At 38.3% G+C, this 19,457-nt stretch carries 17 protein-coding genes; 8 read left to right on the top strand and 9 right to left on the bottom strand.

Features of this window, described 5'->3' with window-relative positions; translation table 11 throughout:
• Positions 1 to 217 precede the first annotated feature (217 nt).
• Together H7254_RS20510 and H7254_RS20515 are read right to left on the bottom strand one after the other, a co-directional pair.
• A complete protein-coding gene (locus H7254_RS20510; RefSeq protein ID WP_301934750.1) occupies positions 218 to 2,122 on the bottom strand; it encodes an ATP-dependent DNA helicase RecQ in 1,905 nt (634 codons plus the stop codon).
• Positions 2,123 to 2,144: 22 nt separating this feature from the next.
• Entirely contained in the window at positions 2,145 to 4,265 is a 2,121-nt protein-coding gene (locus H7254_RS20515) for a cation-translocating P-type ATPase (protein WP_301934751.1), read from the bottom strand.
• A 62-nt stretch (positions 4,266 to 4,327) separates the two neighbouring features.
• On the opposite strand from H7254_RS20515, the gene tsaE reads away from it, so the two are divergent.
• The 3 genes from tsaE to H7254_RS20530 are packed head-to-tail and all read left to right on the top strand — an operon-like array spanning position 4,328 to position 6,599.
• Positions 4,328 to 4,741: a tRNA (adenosine(37)-N6)-threonylcarbamoyltransferase complex ATPase subunit type 1 TsaE gene (gene tsaE, locus H7254_RS20520; protein ID WP_301934752.1), complete on the top strand. Its 414-nt coding sequence runs from the start codon at positions 4,328 to 4,330 to the stop codon at positions 4,739 to 4,741.
• Between the two features lie 26 nt (positions 4,742 to 4,767).
• Positions 4,768 to 5,982, top strand: a complete 1,215-nt coding sequence (locus H7254_RS20525; RefSeq protein ID WP_301934753.1) for an alanine dehydrogenase — start codon at positions 4,768 to 4,770, stop codon at positions 5,980 to 5,982.
• A gap of 35 nt (positions 5,983 to 6,017) precedes the next feature.
• The gene (locus H7254_RS20530; protein WP_301934754.1) at positions 6,018 to 6,599 is read left to right on the top strand and encodes a Uma2 family endonuclease; all 582 of its coding nucleotides are present in this window, start codon (positions 6,018 to 6,020) and stop codon (positions 6,597 to 6,599) included.
• Between the two features lie 23 nt (positions 6,600 to 6,622).
• On the opposite strand, the gene H7254_RS20535 is transcribed toward H7254_RS20530, so the two are convergent.
• The 5 genes from H7254_RS20535 to H7254_RS20555 form a co-directional block, all read right to left on the bottom strand.
• A complete protein-coding gene (locus tag H7254_RS20535; protein ID WP_301934755.1) occupies positions 6,623 to 7,240 on the bottom strand; it encodes an ABC transporter ATP-binding protein in 618 nt (205 codons plus the stop codon).
• Positions 7,241 to 7,360: 120 nt separating this feature from the next.
• On the bottom strand, positions 7,361 to 8,158 hold the full coding sequence (lpxA, locus tag H7254_RS20540; RefSeq protein ID WP_301922199.1) for an acyl-ACP--UDP-N-acetylglucosamine O-acyltransferase: 798 nt from the start codon (positions 8,156 to 8,158) through the stop codon (positions 7,361 to 7,363).
• Between the two features lie 107 nt (positions 8,159 to 8,265).
• Positions 8,266 to 9,672, bottom strand: coding sequence for a bifunctional UDP-3-O-[3-hydroxymyristoyl] N-acetylglucosamine deacetylase/3-hydroxyacyl-ACP dehydratase (locus H7254_RS20545; RefSeq protein WP_301934756.1), 1,407 nt, complete (start codon positions 9,670 to 9,672; stop codon positions 8,266 to 8,268).
• A 241-nt stretch (positions 9,673 to 9,913) separates the two neighbouring features.
• On the bottom strand, positions 9,914 to 10,960 hold the full coding sequence (lpxD, locus tag H7254_RS20550; protein ID WP_301934757.1) for a UDP-3-O-(3-hydroxymyristoyl)glucosamine N-acyltransferase: 1,047 nt from the start codon (positions 10,958 to 10,960) through the stop codon (positions 9,914 to 9,916).
• A 70-nt stretch (positions 10,961 to 11,030) separates the two neighbouring features.
• Positions 11,031 to 12,212: an HD domain-containing protein gene (locus H7254_RS20555; RefSeq protein WP_301934758.1), complete on the bottom strand. Its 1,182-nt coding sequence runs from the start codon at positions 12,210 to 12,212 to the stop codon at positions 11,031 to 11,033.
• Positions 12,213 to 12,486: 274 nt separating this feature from the next.
• Between H7254_RS20555 and H7254_RS20560 the strand changes: the two genes are divergently transcribed.
• From H7254_RS20560 to H7254_RS20580, 5 genes are all read left to right on the top strand, one after another.
• Entirely contained in the window at positions 12,487 to 14,043 is a 1,557-nt protein-coding gene (locus H7254_RS20560) for a response regulator (RefSeq protein ID WP_301934759.1), read from the top strand.
• Between the two features lie 181 nt (positions 14,044 to 14,224).
• Positions 14,225 to 14,533 carry a hypothetical protein gene (locus H7254_RS20565; RefSeq protein WP_301922194.1) on the top strand — a complete coding sequence of 103 codons (309 nt, stop codon included), beginning with the start codon at positions 14,225 to 14,227 and terminating at the stop codon, positions 14,531 to 14,533.
• 23 nt (positions 14,534 to 14,556) lie between these two features.
• Entirely contained in the window at positions 14,557 to 15,336 is a 780-nt protein-coding gene (locus tag H7254_RS20570) for an MBL fold metallo-hydrolase (protein WP_301934760.1), read from the top strand.
• 71 nt (positions 15,337 to 15,407) lie between these two features.
• Positions 15,408 to 16,367, top strand: a complete 960-nt coding sequence (locus H7254_RS20575) for a helix-hairpin-helix domain-containing protein (RefSeq protein WP_301934761.1) — start codon at positions 15,408 to 15,410, stop codon at positions 16,365 to 16,367.
• A gap of 64 nt (positions 16,368 to 16,431) precedes the next feature.
• On the top strand, positions 16,432 to 17,574 hold the full coding sequence (locus tag H7254_RS20580; protein WP_301934762.1) for an acyl-CoA dehydrogenase family protein: 1,143 nt from the start codon (positions 16,432 to 16,434) through the stop codon (positions 17,572 to 17,574).
• A gap of 102 nt (positions 17,575 to 17,676) precedes the next feature.
• Here H7254_RS20580 and H7254_RS20585 read toward each other — a convergent pair whose 3' ends face one another.
• Complete coding sequence (locus tag H7254_RS20585) at positions 17,677 to 18,033, bottom strand: hypothetical protein (protein WP_301934763.1); 357 nt, start codon at positions 18,031 to 18,033, stop codon at positions 17,677 to 17,679.
• A 154-nt stretch (positions 18,034 to 18,187) separates the two neighbouring features.
• On the bottom strand, positions 18,188 to 19,457 hold a 1,270-nt coding region (locus tag H7254_RS20590), incomplete at its 5' end, for a TGS domain-containing protein (RefSeq protein ID WP_301934764.1).

The raw sequence follows: 19,457 nt of genomic DNA on the forward strand, positions 1-19,457 counted from the left end.
TTATCAATGTAATTGTCACTTTTACTTTTGTAAACGGTTCAATAATAATAAATTAATTACTTAAAAGGCTTGTATTGTAAACTATTACACCCTATCTTCACTTTGGTTTTTCATAGGATATTGGATTTTAAAGCGGGACTAGATTTCTATCTTGGTCCCTTTTTTATTTTTATACCACTTGCTTTTAGGTGTTTCAAATAAAGAATCATCTTACTGTTCAAATCTTTTCTATCATTCCTTCTTTGCTGATACAGATTTTTTTTTCTGCTTGTAAATAATTAAATACTTTCCAGAATTTTTCTTTTCTAATTCCTTTTAAATTCTTTAAAAGTTCTTTGTACAATACAGCATGTTCTGATATCCGTTGAAAAATTTCGCCGGTTATGAGGGCAAATTCTTCTGTGCTAATCTGCAAATCCTGCTGACGGATACAGTTGTCACAAATGCCACAGGCCTTTACATTAATATCATTAAAATAAGCTGCAATAGTCCGGCTTCTGCATTGAATGGTTTGTTGAACATAAACAGTAATAGCCTTTACCCTTTTTTCGAAATTTAACTTCCGCTGTGCATAATCAGATAAGTTAATCATAAAACTATCTGCATACATCCGGTTTTGTAACAATGTTAATTGTGGTTTATCTTTCCGGAAGGAATAGTCAATTATTCGTGACTGGTGTAAAACCTGTAATTGCTGTAATACGTCGGGTAATTTTTTATGGATAAAATTCGCAAGCTGGGTTTCATAAATGGCAGTGGCAAAATCAAAAATACCTTCATAACTCCGCAGCAAACCTTTTATAACCAGTTCCAGTTGAGGGTGCTGTTGTTCAAATTCATTTAATTCATTTTTTTCGCAGATAAAAACGATTGTAGAGGGTTTGAAAAAAACTTCATTGAACGTTAGTATATTTTCCTGCTCCAGCGTTTTAACAGCGTAGGTTGCGGTAAGGATATTTATTTTAAAAGCAGCGGCAAATGTTGCAAGATCAAAATCATAACTTAGGCCTTCGCCACTACCAGCAGCAACCTGCAGATAATTCATAACGGCAGTATATACTGTTTTTATTTCTTCTTTTTCAGGATAACGAATACTTGATTGTAATTGCAGGTCCTGTAATTCCCTGTCGTTGTATAATAAAACTGCATAGGCTCTTTTACCGTCGCGCCCTGCACGGCCGGCTTCCTGGTAATAGTTTTCCAAACAATCGGGTACATCGTAATGTACCACCACTCTTACGTTTGGTTTATCTATGCCCATGCCAAAAGCATTGGTACAAGTCATCACCCTGGTGTTGTTATTGATCCAATCTTCCTGTCGTTTGTTTCTTTCTTCATTGCTCAGCCCGGCATGATAATAACCTGCATTTATTTTATTCATCAATAAAAGATCTGCAACATCTTTGGTATGCCTGCGGCTTTTACAGTAAACAATGGCGCTGCCTTTTACATTGTTTAATATTTCCAGCAGTTTATTTTGTTTGCTTGCGGCATTAAAAACGCTGTACGAAAGATTGGCCCTTTCAAACGACTGTTGAAACCGTTGCTGATTTTTTGAGAAGTCTAATTTCTCACAAATATCCTCCTGTACTGTTGCGGTGGCAGAAGCTGTTAATGCAAGTATGGGTATACTCGGCAGATATTCCCGCAGCCGGGTAATGCGTGCATATGAAGGTCTGAAATCATAACCCCACTGGGAGATACAATGTGCTTCATCCACTGCAATAAGATTAATATTCATGGCGGGCAAATACTCCAAAAATAAATTTGTTTCCAGCCGTTCCGGCGATACGTACAAAAATTTATAATTTCCATGTGCTGCATTCTGAAGCGTTTTTTTTACTTCTAAAAAAGGCATACCCGAATAAACAGACAATGCCGGTATTCCTTTATTTTTTAAATTTTGTACCTGGTCTTTCATCAACGCAATCAGCGGGCTAATTACCAGGCACAGTCCGTCTTTGGCTAAGGCAGGTACCTGAAAGCAAACTGATTTACCTCCGCCAGTTGGCAACAGGGCAAGCGTATCTTTACCTTCCAGCACAGCATTTATAATGTCTTCCTGCAAAGGCCGGAAAGCATCATAACCCCAATATTGCTGTAGTATTTGATGGATCGTCAACTTAAAATATTAAGGCTTGAAATTACACCACTTTTTTAAAGTTAAGCGTAACCGAATTAACAGCTAGCACCACATCGCTAAAACCCATTGCCAATGCGGCTATACCCGGATGCAGCAGGCCGGCAGCGGCAACCGGTATTGCTACAATATTATAAATAAAAGCCCAGAAAAGATTCTGTTTAATGGTACTAAAAGTATGTTTGCCCAGCCCCAATGCCAATGGTAAATGTTGTATGCCTTTATTCATCAATACTACCTGGGCGGTTTGCATGGCCAGTTGCGAAGCATCGGCCATGGAAATACCAATAGTAGCTTTCGCCAGTGCCGGTGCATCATTGATGCCATCTCCTACCATTGCCGTTGGATTAGCCCTGGTTAACTGTTCAATTATCTGTAATTTTTCTGCTGGTTTTTTTTGTGCAAATACCTCATCAATACCAACCGCATCGGCAACCTTTTTACACCTGTTGTAACTATCACCGCTTAGTAAAATTGGGGTAATGTTTTTTGACTGCAGGTAACGGATGACCTGTTTGGCTTCTTCCCTTAATTCATCTTCCATATTCAGCCAGCCAATAACCTCATTGTTCTTTATCAGATAAGCAGTATGGCTTTCTTCCAGATGTATTGAAGTATTGGTAAGGTTATTATTGCCTAACTGGTAAACATTTCCATCACCATCTGTTGCCATCATTCCAACGCCTTTAATTTCTTCAATTTTTTTCCAGGCAATCGTATTGTTGGTTTTCCATTGAAGGGTAATCACTTTCGCAATGGGATGATTGGAATATTTTTCCATCGAAAAAATAATGCGTTTAAATTCCTCGTCAGGTAAAAGGGAAGAGTGAAAACCAGTAATAATAAATTCTCCTTTAGTAAGGGTACCTGTTTTATCAAACACCACTGTTTTAATATCCTTAAACAATTCAAGACTTTTTGCGTTGCGAAAAAGGATACCATTTTTTGCAGCCCTGCCAAGCCCAACGGCAATAGCAGCGGGTGTTGCAAGCCCCATGGCACAAGGGCAACTGATTACCAATACTGCAATACTTCTCATTAACGAACCGGTTACGCCAGCATCAACAATAAAATAATTGATAAAAAAAGTAAGTACCGATATACCTAAAACCATCGGTACAAATACGGCACTTATTTTATCTGCCAGTTGCTGGATAGGTGGTTTTTCGCCTTGTGCCTGTTTTACCAGGTTTAGGATATTACTTAGCACCGTGTCTTTACCGGTGGCAGTTACCTGCGCTTTAACTGTACCATCGGTTAAAATACTGCCAACAATAAGTGCATCTTTTTTTTGTTTGTGTACAGGAATACTTTCTCCGGTTAACAAGGCTTCATTTACCTGAGCATCGCCCCATAATATTTTACAATCCATTGGCACCTGTTCGCCGCTTTTAATCAATATTAAATCACCCGTACGCAGTTGTGTATTTTCTACAGGAAAAATATTTTCTTTATGTTCATCATCAAAGGCAATCATATTGGCCATCACTTTTTGCTGAAGAGCTAATTTATTTAATTCTTTTTGAGTAAGGGAAACAGAGCGATTTTCTACCCATTCGCCCAAAAATACCAGGGTAATGATAGTGGCAGTAGTTTCATAAAACACGTAATCCATTCCATAGTTACCCAGCGTTCCAATGAGGCTGTACACAAATGCAGCCGTTGCACCAATGGCAATCAGCACATTCATATTGGGGATACCCCCGCGTAAACTTTTAACGGCGCTTACGCCAAAGTAACTCATCCCCACAATATAAACGGGTAAGCAAATTGTTAGTTGAATATAGGGGTTCATTAAAAAATGAATATGCCAGGGTAGCATGTGCAGCATAAGTATTGCTGTAAAAGGCAGACAGAATAAAAATCTTTGCAGATGATTTTTAAACAGTTTAAAAGGTGGTTTAACGTTAGTGGGATGCGATTCGTTTACCACCGTGTAACCCAGGCCGGCAATGCCTTTTAGCAATTGATCTTTCGGTGTGCCGCCATTTAATTCAAAGCTTACATCGCCGCCTATAAAATTTACCTTTACATTTTTTAATCCTTCTTTATTAAGATATTTTGAAATGGTAAGTGCACAATTAGTACAGTCCATTCCATCTACTTTCCATTCTACTTTTTCCATACAGCAAAATTATTCTTTGAGATTGTTAGCTGATTACTAATGAAGGAAAATATCTTTGCAACATGGAATTAATTTTTACGCTGGATAAAATAGAATCCGCTGCTACAAAATTTGCAATTGCAACAGCAGCGTATAAAGTCTTTGCTTTAGAAGGAGAAATGGGGGCTGGTAAAACTACTTTTGTACATGCTTTTTGTAAAGTAGCCGGTGTAACAGAAAATACCAGCAGCCCCACATTTTCTATCATCAACCAATATATTACCCAAAAGCAAAAAATTATTTATCATATAGATTTGTATCGTTTAAAGGATGAAGAAGAAGCCCTGCAGGCAGGTGTAGAAGATTGCCTTTTTAGCGGCAATACCTGTTTTGTTGAATGGCCTCAAAAGGCACCAGGTATTTTTCCTGATACAACATTGCATGTTAGCATTACCTCAATTGACATGAATACCCGAAAGCTGAAAATTAATTTGTAATTTGTACGCTTCAACCTTTAAAAATTATGGCAACATCAAAACCATTTGTATCTCCCTCTTTTAGTTATGAAACCCTTGAAGAAACGCTGGATGTAAAACCTAAAGGAGAAGAATTATTTATTGGCATACCGAAAGAAACCTCCTTTAGCGAAAACAGAATTGCGCTTACACCGGAAGCAGTTGGTGTAATGGTAGCCAATGGCCACAGGGTGGTAGTGGAAACAAAAGCCGGTGACGGAGCCAGTTACGGCGATACAGATTACAGCGATGCAGGAGCTAAAATCGCATACGATAAAAAAGAAGTTTTTGAGTGTGATATATTGGTAAAAAGTGCCCCGGTAAGCGACACTGAATGTGAGTTGTTAAAACCACATCAATATATTATTTCGCCTATACATCTTTCGGTAATGAAGCGGGAGATTCTACAGAAAATGATGGATAAAAAAATTACTGCATTGAGTTTCGAAAACTTAAAAGATGATAGCGGCCATAACCCCATTGTACGCAGCATGAGCGAAATTGCAGGCAGTGCGGTAATGCTGATTGCAGGGCAGTATTTAAACAATGCCAATCATGGTAAAGGAGTACTGGTGGGAGGTATCAGCGGTATACCGCCTACAAAAGTAATTATTATTGGTGCAGGTATTGTAGGTGAGTACGCCGCAAGAACAGCCCTGGCAATGGGTGCCAGTGTAAAGATTTTTGATAACAGTATTTACCGCTTAAAAAGATTGCAGAATAATATCGGCGGACGTTTATGGACCTCGGTTATTGAACCAAAAATTTTATCCAAACAATTAAAAACCTGCGATGTGGCGGTGGGGGCTTTAAGTAGCGCCGGAGGCCGTACACCCATTGTTGTAACGGAAGAAATGGTGAGTAATATGCGGCCCGGAACTGTGATTGTGGATGTAAGTATAGATAGAGGTGGATGTTTTGAAACCAGTGAAGTTACCACGCTTGAAAAACCAGTATTCAGAAAGTACGATGTAATACATTACTGTGTACCTAATATTCCCAGCGGCTTTGCACGTACAGCTTCCCAGGCAATCAGCAATGTGTTGATGCCATTGTTGCTTGAAACAGCAGATGATGGCGGGATCGACAATGTGGTGTGGTACAAAATAAATATCCGCAGCGGTATTTACATGTTTAAGGGCAGCCTTACCAATTTTTATTTAAGTGAACGGTTTGATTTAAAATATACTGATTTAAACCTGCTGATTGCCAGCAGGAGATAACATCATAATAAATTATAAAATATAATTTTGACACAATGAGTTACTCAATTCCTACAGGCGATAGAAAATATACGTATGCTGAATATATGGCCATGGAAGAAGTAAGTACCGATCGGCATGATTTTTACCATGGAGAAATATTTGCGATGGCTGGCGGTACAAAAAATCACAATAACATTATTTTAAACATGGGTGTTTCTTTGAAAGCTATTAAAAAAAGTGGCTGCGATGTTTTTATTGATGGCATGAAACTGGAAATTGAAAAAGACCAGTTTTATGTTTACCCGGATTTGATTTATACCTGCCATGATGATTTAAAAGGAAATGATCTATTTGTAAAAAATCCCTCAATAATTTTTGAAGTAATATCTGACTCAACAGCATTGTACGATAAAGAAGTAAAACTAAAATATTACAAGCGAATTGAGCTTCTGAAATATTATGTACTTGTTGCCCAAAAAGAAGTAATGGTGGAAGTGTATAGCCGTATCAGTAATACCCAGATATGGAAGTACCAGACCTTTGAAACTATTAATGAAATAATTGAATTTGAAGACCTGGATTTTATATTACCACTTGCTATAATCTACGATGGTATTGAATTTGGGGCGGTGTAACATATCATACAGTGCCGGTTAAACTAAACTTGCTTGTAATCACCGATAGCAATCACTGCATCACAAAAATTATATTCCATTAAATCGTTGCTACTGATTATTACCATTTTATTGGCTGTATAATTAATAATCAATTGCCTGTACAATGCAATACCTTCTGCATCTAAATTGGTGGTGGGCTCATCTAACAATAAAACCGGTGTATCGCAAAAAAATGCCTGTGCCAGTTTCAGCCTTTGTTTCATGCCGCTGCTGTAATAGCGTATCTGTTTATTAATTGCCTTTTTTAAACCTGCAATTTCAAGTATTTCCACATCCGGCAGTGTAAGTAATTTAAACTGTTTATGAAAATGCAAAAATTCCCCTGCCGTCATTTCTTCAATCAATTCCAGATAAGGCGCAGCTATGGAGATGTGCTGAAAGTGTTGTTCGTTCTCAATTGGTTTTTGTTGCAGTGTAAAATCAACGGTTCCTTCGTTGTGCGAAAGTGAACCGGATAAAACCTGCAGCAAGGTAGATTTACCGGAACCATTTAATCCCGTAATGGCATATTTTTTATTATCCAAAAACTGATAACTGCAATGCCGGAAAATCCATTCCCGGTTAAATCTTTTACCAACATTATTTAAAGTGATTTGCATTTTTAAAAGAACATTGCTAAATTCCTACACTGTTTTGTTGAAAGATAGTTACAGGCTGGTGAAGTTTAATTAAAAACTATTTTTTTGATTAACCGGCAATCCTTATCATACTTCTCATAACTATTCATCATCCTGACTTCCCTTAGTAAACCGCTTGATAATACCTCTTCCGCTTTCCCTGATAAAAGTTACAATTTCATCTCTTTCATCTGTGGCTGGTAATTCTTCTTCAATAAAATTAAGCGCCTGGGAAGTGTTCATGGCTTTGTTATAAATGATGCGGTAAATGTCCAGTATCTTATTAATACGATCAATAGAAAAACCTTTGCGTTTTAGACCGATTGAATTTACGCCTGCATAACTCAACGGGGTGCGTCCGGCTTTAATATAAGGTGGCACATCTTTACTAACCAATGAGCCGCCACTTATAAATGCATGTTGGCCTATTTGCACAAATTGGTGAATGGCACACATCCCGGCCAATATTGAATTATCGCCCATAGTTACATGTCCTGCCATTTGAGTGCTGTTGCTCATAATGCAATTGTTACCCACAATGCAGTCGTGCGCAATATGACTGTATGCCATTATCAGGCAATTGTTGCCTACCTTGGTTGTCCATCGGTCTTTACTTCCCCTGTTAACGGTTACAAACTCACGAATGGTGGTATTGTCGCCAATTTCAACCGTAGTCTGCTCACCTTCAAATTTAAGATCCTGTGGAATGGCAGCTATAACAGCCCCGGGAAAAATGCGGCAGTTTTTACCGATCCTGGCACCTTCCATAATAGTGACGTTGCTTCCAATCCAGGTGCCTTCGCCAATTTCTACGTTGGGATGAATAACAGTAAAAGGATCAATTTTTACATTGGTAGCCAATTTTGCATTGGGATGTATGTATGTATGCGGGTGAATCATTTTTTTAATTTGCTGATTTGCTGATGTGCCAATTTGTTAAAAGTAAAGATTGCTGTGTTTTCAAATAGTTTAATAAATCAGTTGGGTATATTTAATCAGCACATCAGCTAATTCCGTTTAACCAACTGTGCTGTTAAATCACCTTCTGTACAAAGCTTATTACCAACAAAAATACTGCCCCGCATTACACAAATGCCACGGCGAATGGGCTCTATCAGTTCCATTTTTAAAATCATGGTATCGCCTGGTACAACTTTTTGTTTGAATTTACAATTCTCAATCTTTATAAAATAGGTATCGTATTGTCCTTCGGGCATGGCATTGATGCAAAGAATACCACCTGTTTGTGCCAGCGCCTCTACCTGTAAAACGCCCGGCATTACAGGGTTTCCAGGAAAATGACCTTGAAAAAAATACTCATTGAAAGTTACATTTTTTATGCCCACTATTTGTTTGTCCGTTAATTCAATAATCTTATCAACCAATAAAAAAGGGTAACGGTGCGGTAAGGTTTTTTCTATCTGTTGTAAAGAATATACCGGTGGCTGGGTTGGATCGTAAATAGGAATACCCTTGGTATGTTTATTTTTTTTAATGTAGTTTTTTATTTTTTTTGCAAATTCTACATTACTGCTATGGCCCGGCCTGTTGGCTATAATATGTCCTTTAATAGGATACCCAATTAAGGCAAGATCACCAATTACGTCAAGTAATTTATGCCTTGCAGGTTCATTGGGAAAACGCAGTTCCAGGTTGTTAAGGTATCCCTCGCTTTTAACTTCTACCTGTTCCCGGCCAAAGGCTTTTGCCAGCCGGTTCATTTCTTCTTTTGTAACAGGTCTGTCAACTACCACAATGGCATTGTTTATATCGCCACCCTTTATAAGGTTGTTATCCAGCAAGGCTTCCAGCTCGTGTAAAAAGCAAAAGGTACGGCAGGGCGCAATCTGACTCTTAAAGTCGAGCATGCTTTTTAAACTGGCGTGTTGTGTTCCCAAAACCGGGCTGTTAAAATCTATCAGTGTAGTTAATTTGTAATCGGTAGCAGGCAGCACGGTCATTTCTACCCTTTTTACATCGTCGTAATATGAAATATTAGTATCAATAGAATACCATGCCTTCGCTGCTTCCTGTTCCAGTATGCCTGCTTCACTGATAATTTCAACAAACGGTTCGCTACTTCCATCAATGATGGGTATTTCCGGCCCGGTTACTTCAATCAGGCAATTGTCTATTCCCATACCAACCAGTGCCGCAAGGATATGTTCTACCGTACTTATTTTAGCATCACCAACTTCAAGCGTAGTTCCCCTGGAGGTATCTATTACGAGGTCGCAATCTGCTTTTATAATAGGTTTCCCCGGAAGATCTATACGTTGAAACTGAAAACCAAACCCTGCATTGGCGGGCTTCAGCGTCATATCTACATTAATACCTGTATGTAAACCTGTACCTGAAATGTTAATGGCGCATAATAGAGTATGTTGTTTATCGGGGTTAAAATTTGCATCCATACTTAACAGGGGTGTTTTTAAATTGCGGCAAAGATATTTTATTTTTTGGCATCCCGTGAGGGTATATAATCGCTGCATTCTTTTTAAAAGCCGGGTAGCCAAATATTGAAAAGGGAACGCACGAAATTTCTTGATAAATAATATTGTCTTTTAAACCAATAAAATTATAGTACGCACACCTGATTTTATCTTACAAACTTAAAAATTAAAAAAGTTTTAGCAGAGTAAATAAAATAGGTATTTATCCCTTTTGTATTAACAACTCTTTCACTAACTTTTCAAGTTCCTCTATTCTTTTTTCCATCTTTGGAAGGCTTCTTATCATTGCCTGGCTTCGCAAAGCAGCTGTATAGGTAAAAGCCGGGGAACCTGTTACAGAGGTATTAGGTTTTTTGATGGATTTGCTTACGCCACTTTGTGCATTTATTTTACTGCCATCGGCAATTTGAAGGTGTCCTACAATACCAACTTGTCCGCCTATCATAACATTGTTGCCTATTTTGGTACTGCCACTGATGCCTGCCTGAGCTGCAATCACCGCGTTATTACCTATTTCTACATTGTGGGCAATTTGCAAAAGGTTGTCAAGTTTGGCACCAGCTCTTATCATGGTACTGCCCATGGTGGCCCTGTCAATAGTAGCGTTGGAGCCAATCTCTACATTGTCTTCAATAATTACATTGCCAATTTGCGGTACTTTTTTATAGGTGCCATCTGCTTGCGGAGCAAAGCCAAAGCCATCGCTGCCAATTACAGTGCCAGCATGAATGACGACATTTTTGCCAATAATACAATGGTGATATATTTTTACCCCGGGATAAATAATGCTGTTTTCGCCCACCACTACATGATTGCCAATATAAGCAGATGGAAAAATTTTGACACCATTGGCAATAATAACTCCCTCGCCAATGTAGGCAAAGGCGCCGATAAATACCTGGTCTCCAATTTTGGCGGTGGCATCTACGTATGCAGGTTGCTGTATGCCGGTTAACTGTTGATTTTGTATTTGCTGATATTTATCGAGTAAAGTAGCAAAAGCGGTATATGCATCCGGTACACGGATCAATGTAGCCGAAATGGGTTGTTTAAGTTCCTGCGAAGCATTTATTATAATGACAGATGCCTGTGTGCTGTATAAGTATTCCTCATATTTAGGGTTGGCTAAAAAAGCCAGTTCACCCGAAACTGCGTCTTCTATTTTGCCAAAAGATGCTACAGTAATGTCAGCGTTCCCTTCAACTTTGCCATCAATCATCAGGGCGATTTGTGCTGCGGAAAATTCCATAATTTTTTTAAGCTTTAAGATATAACACGAAACTTTATAAGTGCATTGTGGAATGCCAAAAGCTACGCGGCTACCTTGAATAACAAATATAATATTTTTTAACCTTGCTTTTCATGTTTTGATTGATAAGAGCATTATCTACTGCTGAAATATCTTTCACCGATCCATCCTTAAACAAAATATGAATATTTTCATCTTCAAAATTATAGGTATTGCTTACGGCTTCTCCGGTAAATACCAGCCAGGCTGCTTCAGCGGCATCGATACTATATTTCTCCATAACCGCTGTAGTTTTTTCTGCCACCAGTTTTTCATCAACGGGTACGCCGGTATAAATAATTTTTAATAAGTGGCGATTGATAATTCCCTCACACAATACCGACAGGATTTTATCTTCATGGGTACTCCATTCTTTAATGGCACTCATTACATCATAATCATCCAATGCGCAAAATTCCTGCAGGGTCACTGTATGTATGGGCTCATTAATAAACTTATTAAGAGGTGTTCTGCTAAAGGCTTTGATGTGTTTGGCCCTTTTAATAATACGCTGTAACATCTGCTCTGCACACAAAACCGTTTTATGCAAATATACCTGCCAGTACATTAAGCGACGTGCTAGTAAAAATTTTTCTATTGAATAAATTGCTTTTTCCTCCACCATTAATTCGCCCTTGTGTACCGTTAACATTTTTATAATCCGGTCGTAGCCGATCACACCCTCACTAACACCGCTGAAAAAACTATCCCTCGTCAGATAGTCCATCCTGTCTACATCCAGTTGTCCGCTCACAAGCTGGTAAAGAAATTTTTTATGATACACATTGGTAAAAATATCTATTGCAATCTGTAGTTGTCCATTAAACTGTTTGTTTAAATCCTGCATCAGCAATAAAGAAATAGCTTCATGCTGCATGCCCTCAATCAAAATATTTTCAAGCGCATGGCTAAAAGGTCCATGGCCCACATCATGCAGCAGTATGGCTACTTTGGCAGCCTGCTCTTCTTCTTTTGAAATATCGATGCCCTTATTTTTTAATTCATTCAATGCGTTGCACATTAAATGATATGCACCCAATGAATGATGCAGCCTGGTATGTACTGCTCCGGGATATACCAGGTGCGCCATGGCCATCTGGTGTATGCGGCGCAGGCGTTGATAATATGGATGGGCAATTATTTTAAAAACCAATTCATCATCAATGGTGATAAAACCATACACCGGATCGTTGATTATTTTTTTAAGCTGCATTAATATTATCTGGTTGGTAGTATTTTGTTAAAACTTATTTTACCTGCAGCGCAAAGCTACAAATCTGAAAGGTGAAACCAGTATATTTGCTGGCACACCTTATTTGTTTAATTTATTATTACAGTATATAGATCACTTATACATCAAGGGTTTTACCCTACTTTTTGCAGGATGACAAAATGCCCAGTCGCCGGTATTTTTCAATGATAAGCAATTAAATATTTAGAAAATACATTAATACAGCCAATAACAAATAATAAACAATAACTAAATTATGAGTGTAGCAAAAATACTTTGGGTTGATGATGAAATTGACAGTCTTACTTCGCAGATAATGTTTTTAGAAAATAAAGGGTACGAGGTGCAAACCAAAACCAATGGATTTGATGCTATAGAATTTGTAAAGGAAAATATTGTGGATGTGGTATTGCTGGATGAAACAATGCCCGGTATAACAGGTTTGCAAACCCTGCAGCAAATTAAAGAAGTCAATAGTAATTTACCGGTGGTACTCATCACTAAAAATGAAGCAGAAAATTTAATGGATGAAGCCATCGGCAGCCAGATAAGCGATTACCTGATAAAGCCAGTAAACCCAAACCAGGTATGGCTTAGCTTAAAAAAACTGATAGACAATAAAAGGCTGGTGGCAGAAAAAACCACCTCAGCTTACCAGCAGCAATTTCGTAGTTTATTTATGGCCCTTAACGATACCCCTGACTACAACGGCTGGATGGAAATTTATAAAAAATTAGTGTATTGGGAACTGGAAATGAAGAAGAGTGACAGCCCGGAAATGCAGGAAGTTTTTCAATCGCAAAAAGCCGAAGCCAATACAGAATTCTTTAAATTTATCAGCCGTAATTATGCTTCATGGATCAATCCAAAAAATTGCAGCGCACCCATTATGAGTCATAATTTAATGAAGTTTAAAGTGCTGCCACATATTGAAAAAGGAAAGCCGCTTTTTTTTGTACTCATAGATAATTTACGGTTCGATCAGTGGAAAATTATTCAGCCCATTTTTGCTGAAAGTTTTCGCATACAGGAAGAAGATACTTTTTATTCCATTTTGCCAACGGCCACCCAATATGCCCGCAACGCCATTTTTGCCGGCATGTTGCCTATCGATATAGAAAAACAATTTAAAGAACAATGGAAAAATGATGATGAAGAAGGTGGAAAAAATATGTTTGAAGAAGAGTTTTTTAAAGGTCAGTTAAAACGCCTGGGTAAAGCAGATTTAAAATATTCGTACACTAAAATAACCAACAACCACGATGGGCAAAAAATGGTAGAGAACATGCACAACATGATGCAAAACGACATCAATATCATTGTGTATAATTTTATTGACATGCTCAGTCACGCCCGCACCGAGATGGAAGTTTTGAAAGAACTGGCCGGTGATGAAATCAGTTATCGTAGTATTACTGAAAGCTGGTTTATACATTCACCACTTCACCAGGCATTGAAAAAAATTGCGGATAAAAAAGTAACGGTAATTGTAGGTACCGATCATGGAACGGTGAGGGTAAAAACACCTACTAAAGTAATTGGTGACAAACAAACCACAGCCAACCTGCGGTACAAACATGGGCGTAATTTAAATTACGATGCAAAAGATGTGCTTGTATTCAGGGATCCCAAAGAAGCGGGTTTGCCCACACCCAACGTAAATTCATCATTTATTTTTGCCAAGGGCGATATATTTCTTTGCTATCCGAACAACTACAATCATTTTGTAAATTATTACCGCAATACTTTTCAACACGGCGGTGTAAGCCTGGAAGAAATGATTGTGCCGATAATACGTATGACGAATAAATAGGGCGGGTCTGGCTTTACTTCGTTCCCTGTACGATGCGTATCTTCACAACAATCCCTCCTGCAAAATGCAGTGTACACTATAACATTTAGTTATAAACTTTTGTGGATAAGTAGAACGTCTCAAAGGAGGAAGCTGTAGTAAATTTGCAACTAATAAAAAGGCGGCAACGGCTTACTATTTTATGGCTATAAAATTCACCCAACATACATTAGATAAGATTGAAAAAATCATCCAGGAAAGCGGCTATGTAATCCGCTATGAAAGAGGTAATTTTCAAAGTGGCTACTGTATTTTGCAAGCAAAAAAAGTGGTTGTATTAAATAAGTTTTTTCAAACAGAAGGAAAAATAAATACCCTGATAGACCTGCTGCCGCAACTGGAAATTAATTTTGATGCCTTAACCCACGAAAGCCAGAAGCTGTACGATGAGGTTATGGCCCTTGGAAACGATAAACAAAGCCAGTTGAATTTGCCATTTGTACATGCTTAATAGTTATTGCTTATTTTTACACAGTGCAAAGTCCCCCTTTAAAAATAACTTTTCTTGGTACAGGAACCAGTACTGGCGTTCCCATGATTGCCTGTGGATGTGAAGTATGTACTTCTACCGATAAAAAAGACAAGCGTTTACGCAGCAGTATTTTAGTACAGAGTTCTACTACTGCATTTGTTGTTGATACCACACCCGATTTTCGTTACCAGATGCTGCGGCAGCAGGTAAAGCAACTGGATGCGGTACTTTTTACCCATCCGCACAAAGATCATATTGCCGGGCTGGACGATGTAAAGGCATTTTCTTTTTTTTCTGGCAAAGCAATGGAAGTATATGCCAACACTTTAACGGCAGAAGCCCTAAAAAGAGAATTTGCCTATATTTTTGCCGATAAAAAATATCCAGGTATTCCCGAAATTAATCTCAATACCATCGATACTACTCCCTTTATAATTGGCGATATACCCGTAATTCCAATTTTGGTCTGGCATTTAAAAATGCCCGTTTTTGGATTTCGTTTCGGAAAATTTACCTACATCACAGACGCTAACAGAATTGAGCCAAACGAAAAAGAAAAAATTAAAGGCAGCGAAATATTGGTTGTAAATGCACTGCGCCAAAAAGCACATATTTCTCACTTTACATTGGATGAGGCTATTGAATTGGTGAAAGAATTAAACGTGCCGCAAGCTTATTTTACGCACGTGAGTCACCAGTTGGGCATGCATGCGGATGTTAATAAAGAATTACCTGCGGGCATGCAGCTGGCCTATGATGGACTTACACTATCGGTTACCTGATTTTATTGCTTCTTTAGGGTATTGCATAACTGATAACGGATGATTATCTTTAAGAATTAATCAGCAATATTATGTGGAAGCGCTTTGCATCCGACTATCTGAGTTTTACAAAAAAGGAGCGTAGCGGTATGCTGGTGTTGCTTGTATTGATCGCTTTTTTTATAATCCTTCCATTTCTATTTCCTTTCATCATTCACACAAAACCAACGGATGCAAGCCTGTTTAAAAAGCAAATTGATATGCTTAAAATGAAACAGGCAGACAGTACTGATAAATACGCCAAAAGAAATTTTGATAAGGAGGACTATCAAAATTACCGTGAGCCCGATGGTAATAAAGCATATGCAAAAAAAATAAAAGGAGCGTTATTTGTTTTTGATCCCAATTTGCTGGATGAAGCTGGCTGGAAGCGCCTGGGAGTGAGAGATAAAACAATTGCCACCATTCAAAAATTTGTGCAAAAAGGTGGCAGGTTTTATAAACCGGAAGACCTTGGTAAAATATGGGGTTTACATGAAGATGAAATACAAAGATTGATTCCTCTTGTACAAATTAAAAATGTGCGTAAAGAAAATTATCCTGAAAAAAAATTGTATGAAAACAAAGTATATGAGAAGCCAAAATATTCAACTGCTATCATTGATATTAATACAGCAGATACAACGTTATTGATTGCATTACCCGGCATTGGCAGTAAATTATCTGAGCGTATCCTTACTTTCAGGAATAAGCTTGGTGGTTTTTATAACGTAGAACAAATTGGAGAAACCTATGGTTTACCGGATTCTACCTTTCAAAAAATAAAGTCCCGCTTTTCTGTCAGCCAGGTAACGATTCATCAAATTAATATCAATACAGCCAATGCAGCTGAAATGAAAATACATCCTTACCTGCGGTATGCCATAGCCAATGCCATCGTGCAATACAGGTTACAACACGGCAATTTTACCGCTGTCGATGATCTAAAAAAAATCATGCTGATTACAGATGATATTTTTGTCAAAGCAGCTCCTTATTTAAAGGTAAATTAAAGATTTACGAACACCTGCCAGCAGTTTAAAAAGCGTAAATTTGCAGTATACAATTTCCGAAAGTATGAATTTTAAAAACGATGAATTAACGCAGCAGGTAGCGCAAACAGCCAAAGATTTTGCTGAAAAATATATCAGGCCATATGTGATGGAGTGGGATGAAAGCCAGCATTTTCCTTTACCTCTTTATAAAGAATTGGGCAAACTCGGTATGATGGGTGTATTGGTTCCGGAGGTTTACGGTGGCGCCGGGTTAAGCTATTTTGAATACAATGTAATTGTTCAGGAGATTTCCAAAGTTTGTGGTGGAATTGGTTTATCAGTAGCAGCCCATAATTCGCTGTGCACAGGACATATTTTAACTTTTGGCAACGAGGAACAAAAGAAAAAGTATCTGCTAAAATTAGCCACCTGCGAATGGCTGGGTGCCTGGGGATTAACCGAAGCAAACACTGGCAGCGATGCAGGTAATATGCAGTTGACTGCCGTAAAAGAAGGGGACGAATGGATATTGAACGGTACAAAAAACTGGATAACACATGGTAAGAGCTGTGATGTTGCCGTAGTAATTTGCCGTACCGCCGCACCCCGTACAAAAGATAATTCAACAGCGTTTATTGTTGAAAGGGGTACCGCTGGTTTTAGCGGTGGTAAAAAAGAAAATAAACTGGGTATGCGGACAAGTGAAACCGCAGAAATGATTTTTGATAATTGCCGAATAACAGATAGTTGCCGGATTGGGGAAGTAGGTGATGGGTTTAAACAATCCATGAAAATATTAGATGGTGGCAGAATATCTATCGCAGCGTTAAGTTTGGGTATTGCGAAAGGGGCTTATGAAGCAGCATTAAAATATTCGAAAGAACGCTACCAGTTTGATCAGCCGATTGCCAATTTCCAGGGCATCAGTTTTAAACTGGCAGATATGGCAACTGAAATTGCGGCAGCAGATTTATTAATCCACCAGGCCTGCGATCTTAAAGCAAAAGGATTACCCATGACCAAGGAAGCGGCAATGGCAAAATATTATGCCAGTGAAGTAGCTGTAAAAGCAAGCACAGAAGCAGTGCAGATTTTCGGTGGTAATGGCTACAGTAAAGATTTTCCGGTAGAAAAATTTTACAGGGACAGTAAATTGTGTACCATTGGCGAAGGTACCAGCGAGGTACAAAAGTTGGTTATCAGCCGGGAAGTTTTACGCAAATAAATTAATCCCGTTTTATAATTCACAAAATGATTAAGTAATTAAAGTTCAGCCATAAAAAAATCCACCCGATATTCCCGGATGGATTCAAATATTTAAATTATATTATTTTTTATCACCGCCAAACAAACCACTCACTTTATCTTTCAGACTGTCAAAAACATCTTCTGCCTTGTGAGCAGCTTCTTTTACAAGATCTTCCACCTTTTGTCCTGTTTCACCAGGAATAATGTCACTGATTTTATCCATAGCACTGCCTGTTGCAGTTGGTGCTGTTGGGTCAAGTACGGCATCAGTAGCAGTTACTGCACTTGAAGGTGCTGATGCAAATAAATTATCTACTGCTCCTGCCATCATCGGAAATTTTTCTTTTACGTAATCTTTTATATGGTCAATTGCTTTATGGGCCTGCTCTGCAGTAATGCCTGCTTTTTCAGTCAAACCGGTAATTAATTCGTTCATGGTAACTGTTTTAAATTTTTGAAATTTGTTAATATAATGTAATTTACGAATCAATGTTAAATTGTAAAAAAAACTAATTGTTAAGCGTTTTGTAAGCGTTAAAACTTTAAAATAAAGTAAAAATTTTAAGAGATAGAAGGGTTAAAGGCGCAGCTTACTCTGTATCGTACCGTTCTACTTTTTCAATACCGGGCAGTTTTAGCAACTGGTTACACAATTCGTCAAGCTCTTCTTTATCATGTACAAATATTTTTAGATTACCCATAAAAATTCCATCCTTTGCTTCAATCGTCATGGCAGAAATATTGAACTTCATTTCGCCACTGATCAGGTTGGTAATTTTATGAATTACCCCAACATCATCCAGCCCCACAATTTTTAACCCGGTTAAAAAAGATATTTCTTTATTTTTTGCCCACTTTGTTTTTACAATCCGGTGTCCAAAATTGGCCATTAGCCTGGCAGCATTGGGGCAATTGGTTCGATGAATTTTTAACCCTTCACCGGTGGTAACAAACCCAAAAACGTCATCTCCCGGAATGGGTTTGCAGCAGTTGGCAAGTGTGTACATTATCTTGTCACTGCTTTCACCAAATATGATCAGTTCAGCATCTTTTTTATTATAGGGCCTTGCAGTATAATCAGTATCCTTCTTTTCTTCTACCTCCACCTTTACAGGTTTTGGCGGAAACAAACGATCTCCCGAGGCAGTGAATTCTTTTAATTCTTTTAAATCAATTTTTTTAATAGCGATATCATACAGCAGGTCCAGCGAAGAATTGAGTTTGTAAAAATTAGCCAGTTCTTCCATATTGTGCTGCGTCATTATACCCCCGATCGCCTCCAGCTTTTTCTGTAAAATATGTTTCCCATCTTCAGCAACTTTTCTTTTTTCTTCTTTAAGGGTATCTTTAATTTTTTGTTTTGCTTTACTGGTTACAACCAGGTTCAGCCACTCCTGGCTAGGCTTTTGCTTGGCACTGGTAATTATTTCTATCTGGTCGCCGCTGCGTAATTTATGGCCAATGGGTACTAATTTATGGTTCACTTTCGCACCAATACACCTGCTGCCCACAGCAGTATGTACACCAAAGGCAAAGTCCAATGCTGTTGCACCGATGGGCAGCATTTTAATATCACCCTTCGGAGTATACACATATATTTCTTCTGCTAAAAAAGAGGTTTTAAAATCCTGCAAAAAGTCTAGTGAGTTGGTATCCTGGCTACTGAGGGCTTCCCTTATCTGGCTAAACCATTGATCAAAGCGGTTTTCAACAGTGGCGCCTTCTTTGTATTTCCAATGCGCTGCCAAACCTTTTTCTGCAATTTCATTCATTCGTTTGGTGCGTATCTGCACTTCTACCCATTTTCCCTGCGGCCCCATTACAGTAGTATGCAAGGCTTCATAACCATTGCTTTTTGGA

Source organism: Ferruginibacter sp., from assembly GCF_014377975.1.
Taxonomy (GTDB): domain Bacteria; phylum Bacteroidota; class Bacteroidia; order Chitinophagales; family Chitinophagaceae; genus Ferruginibacter.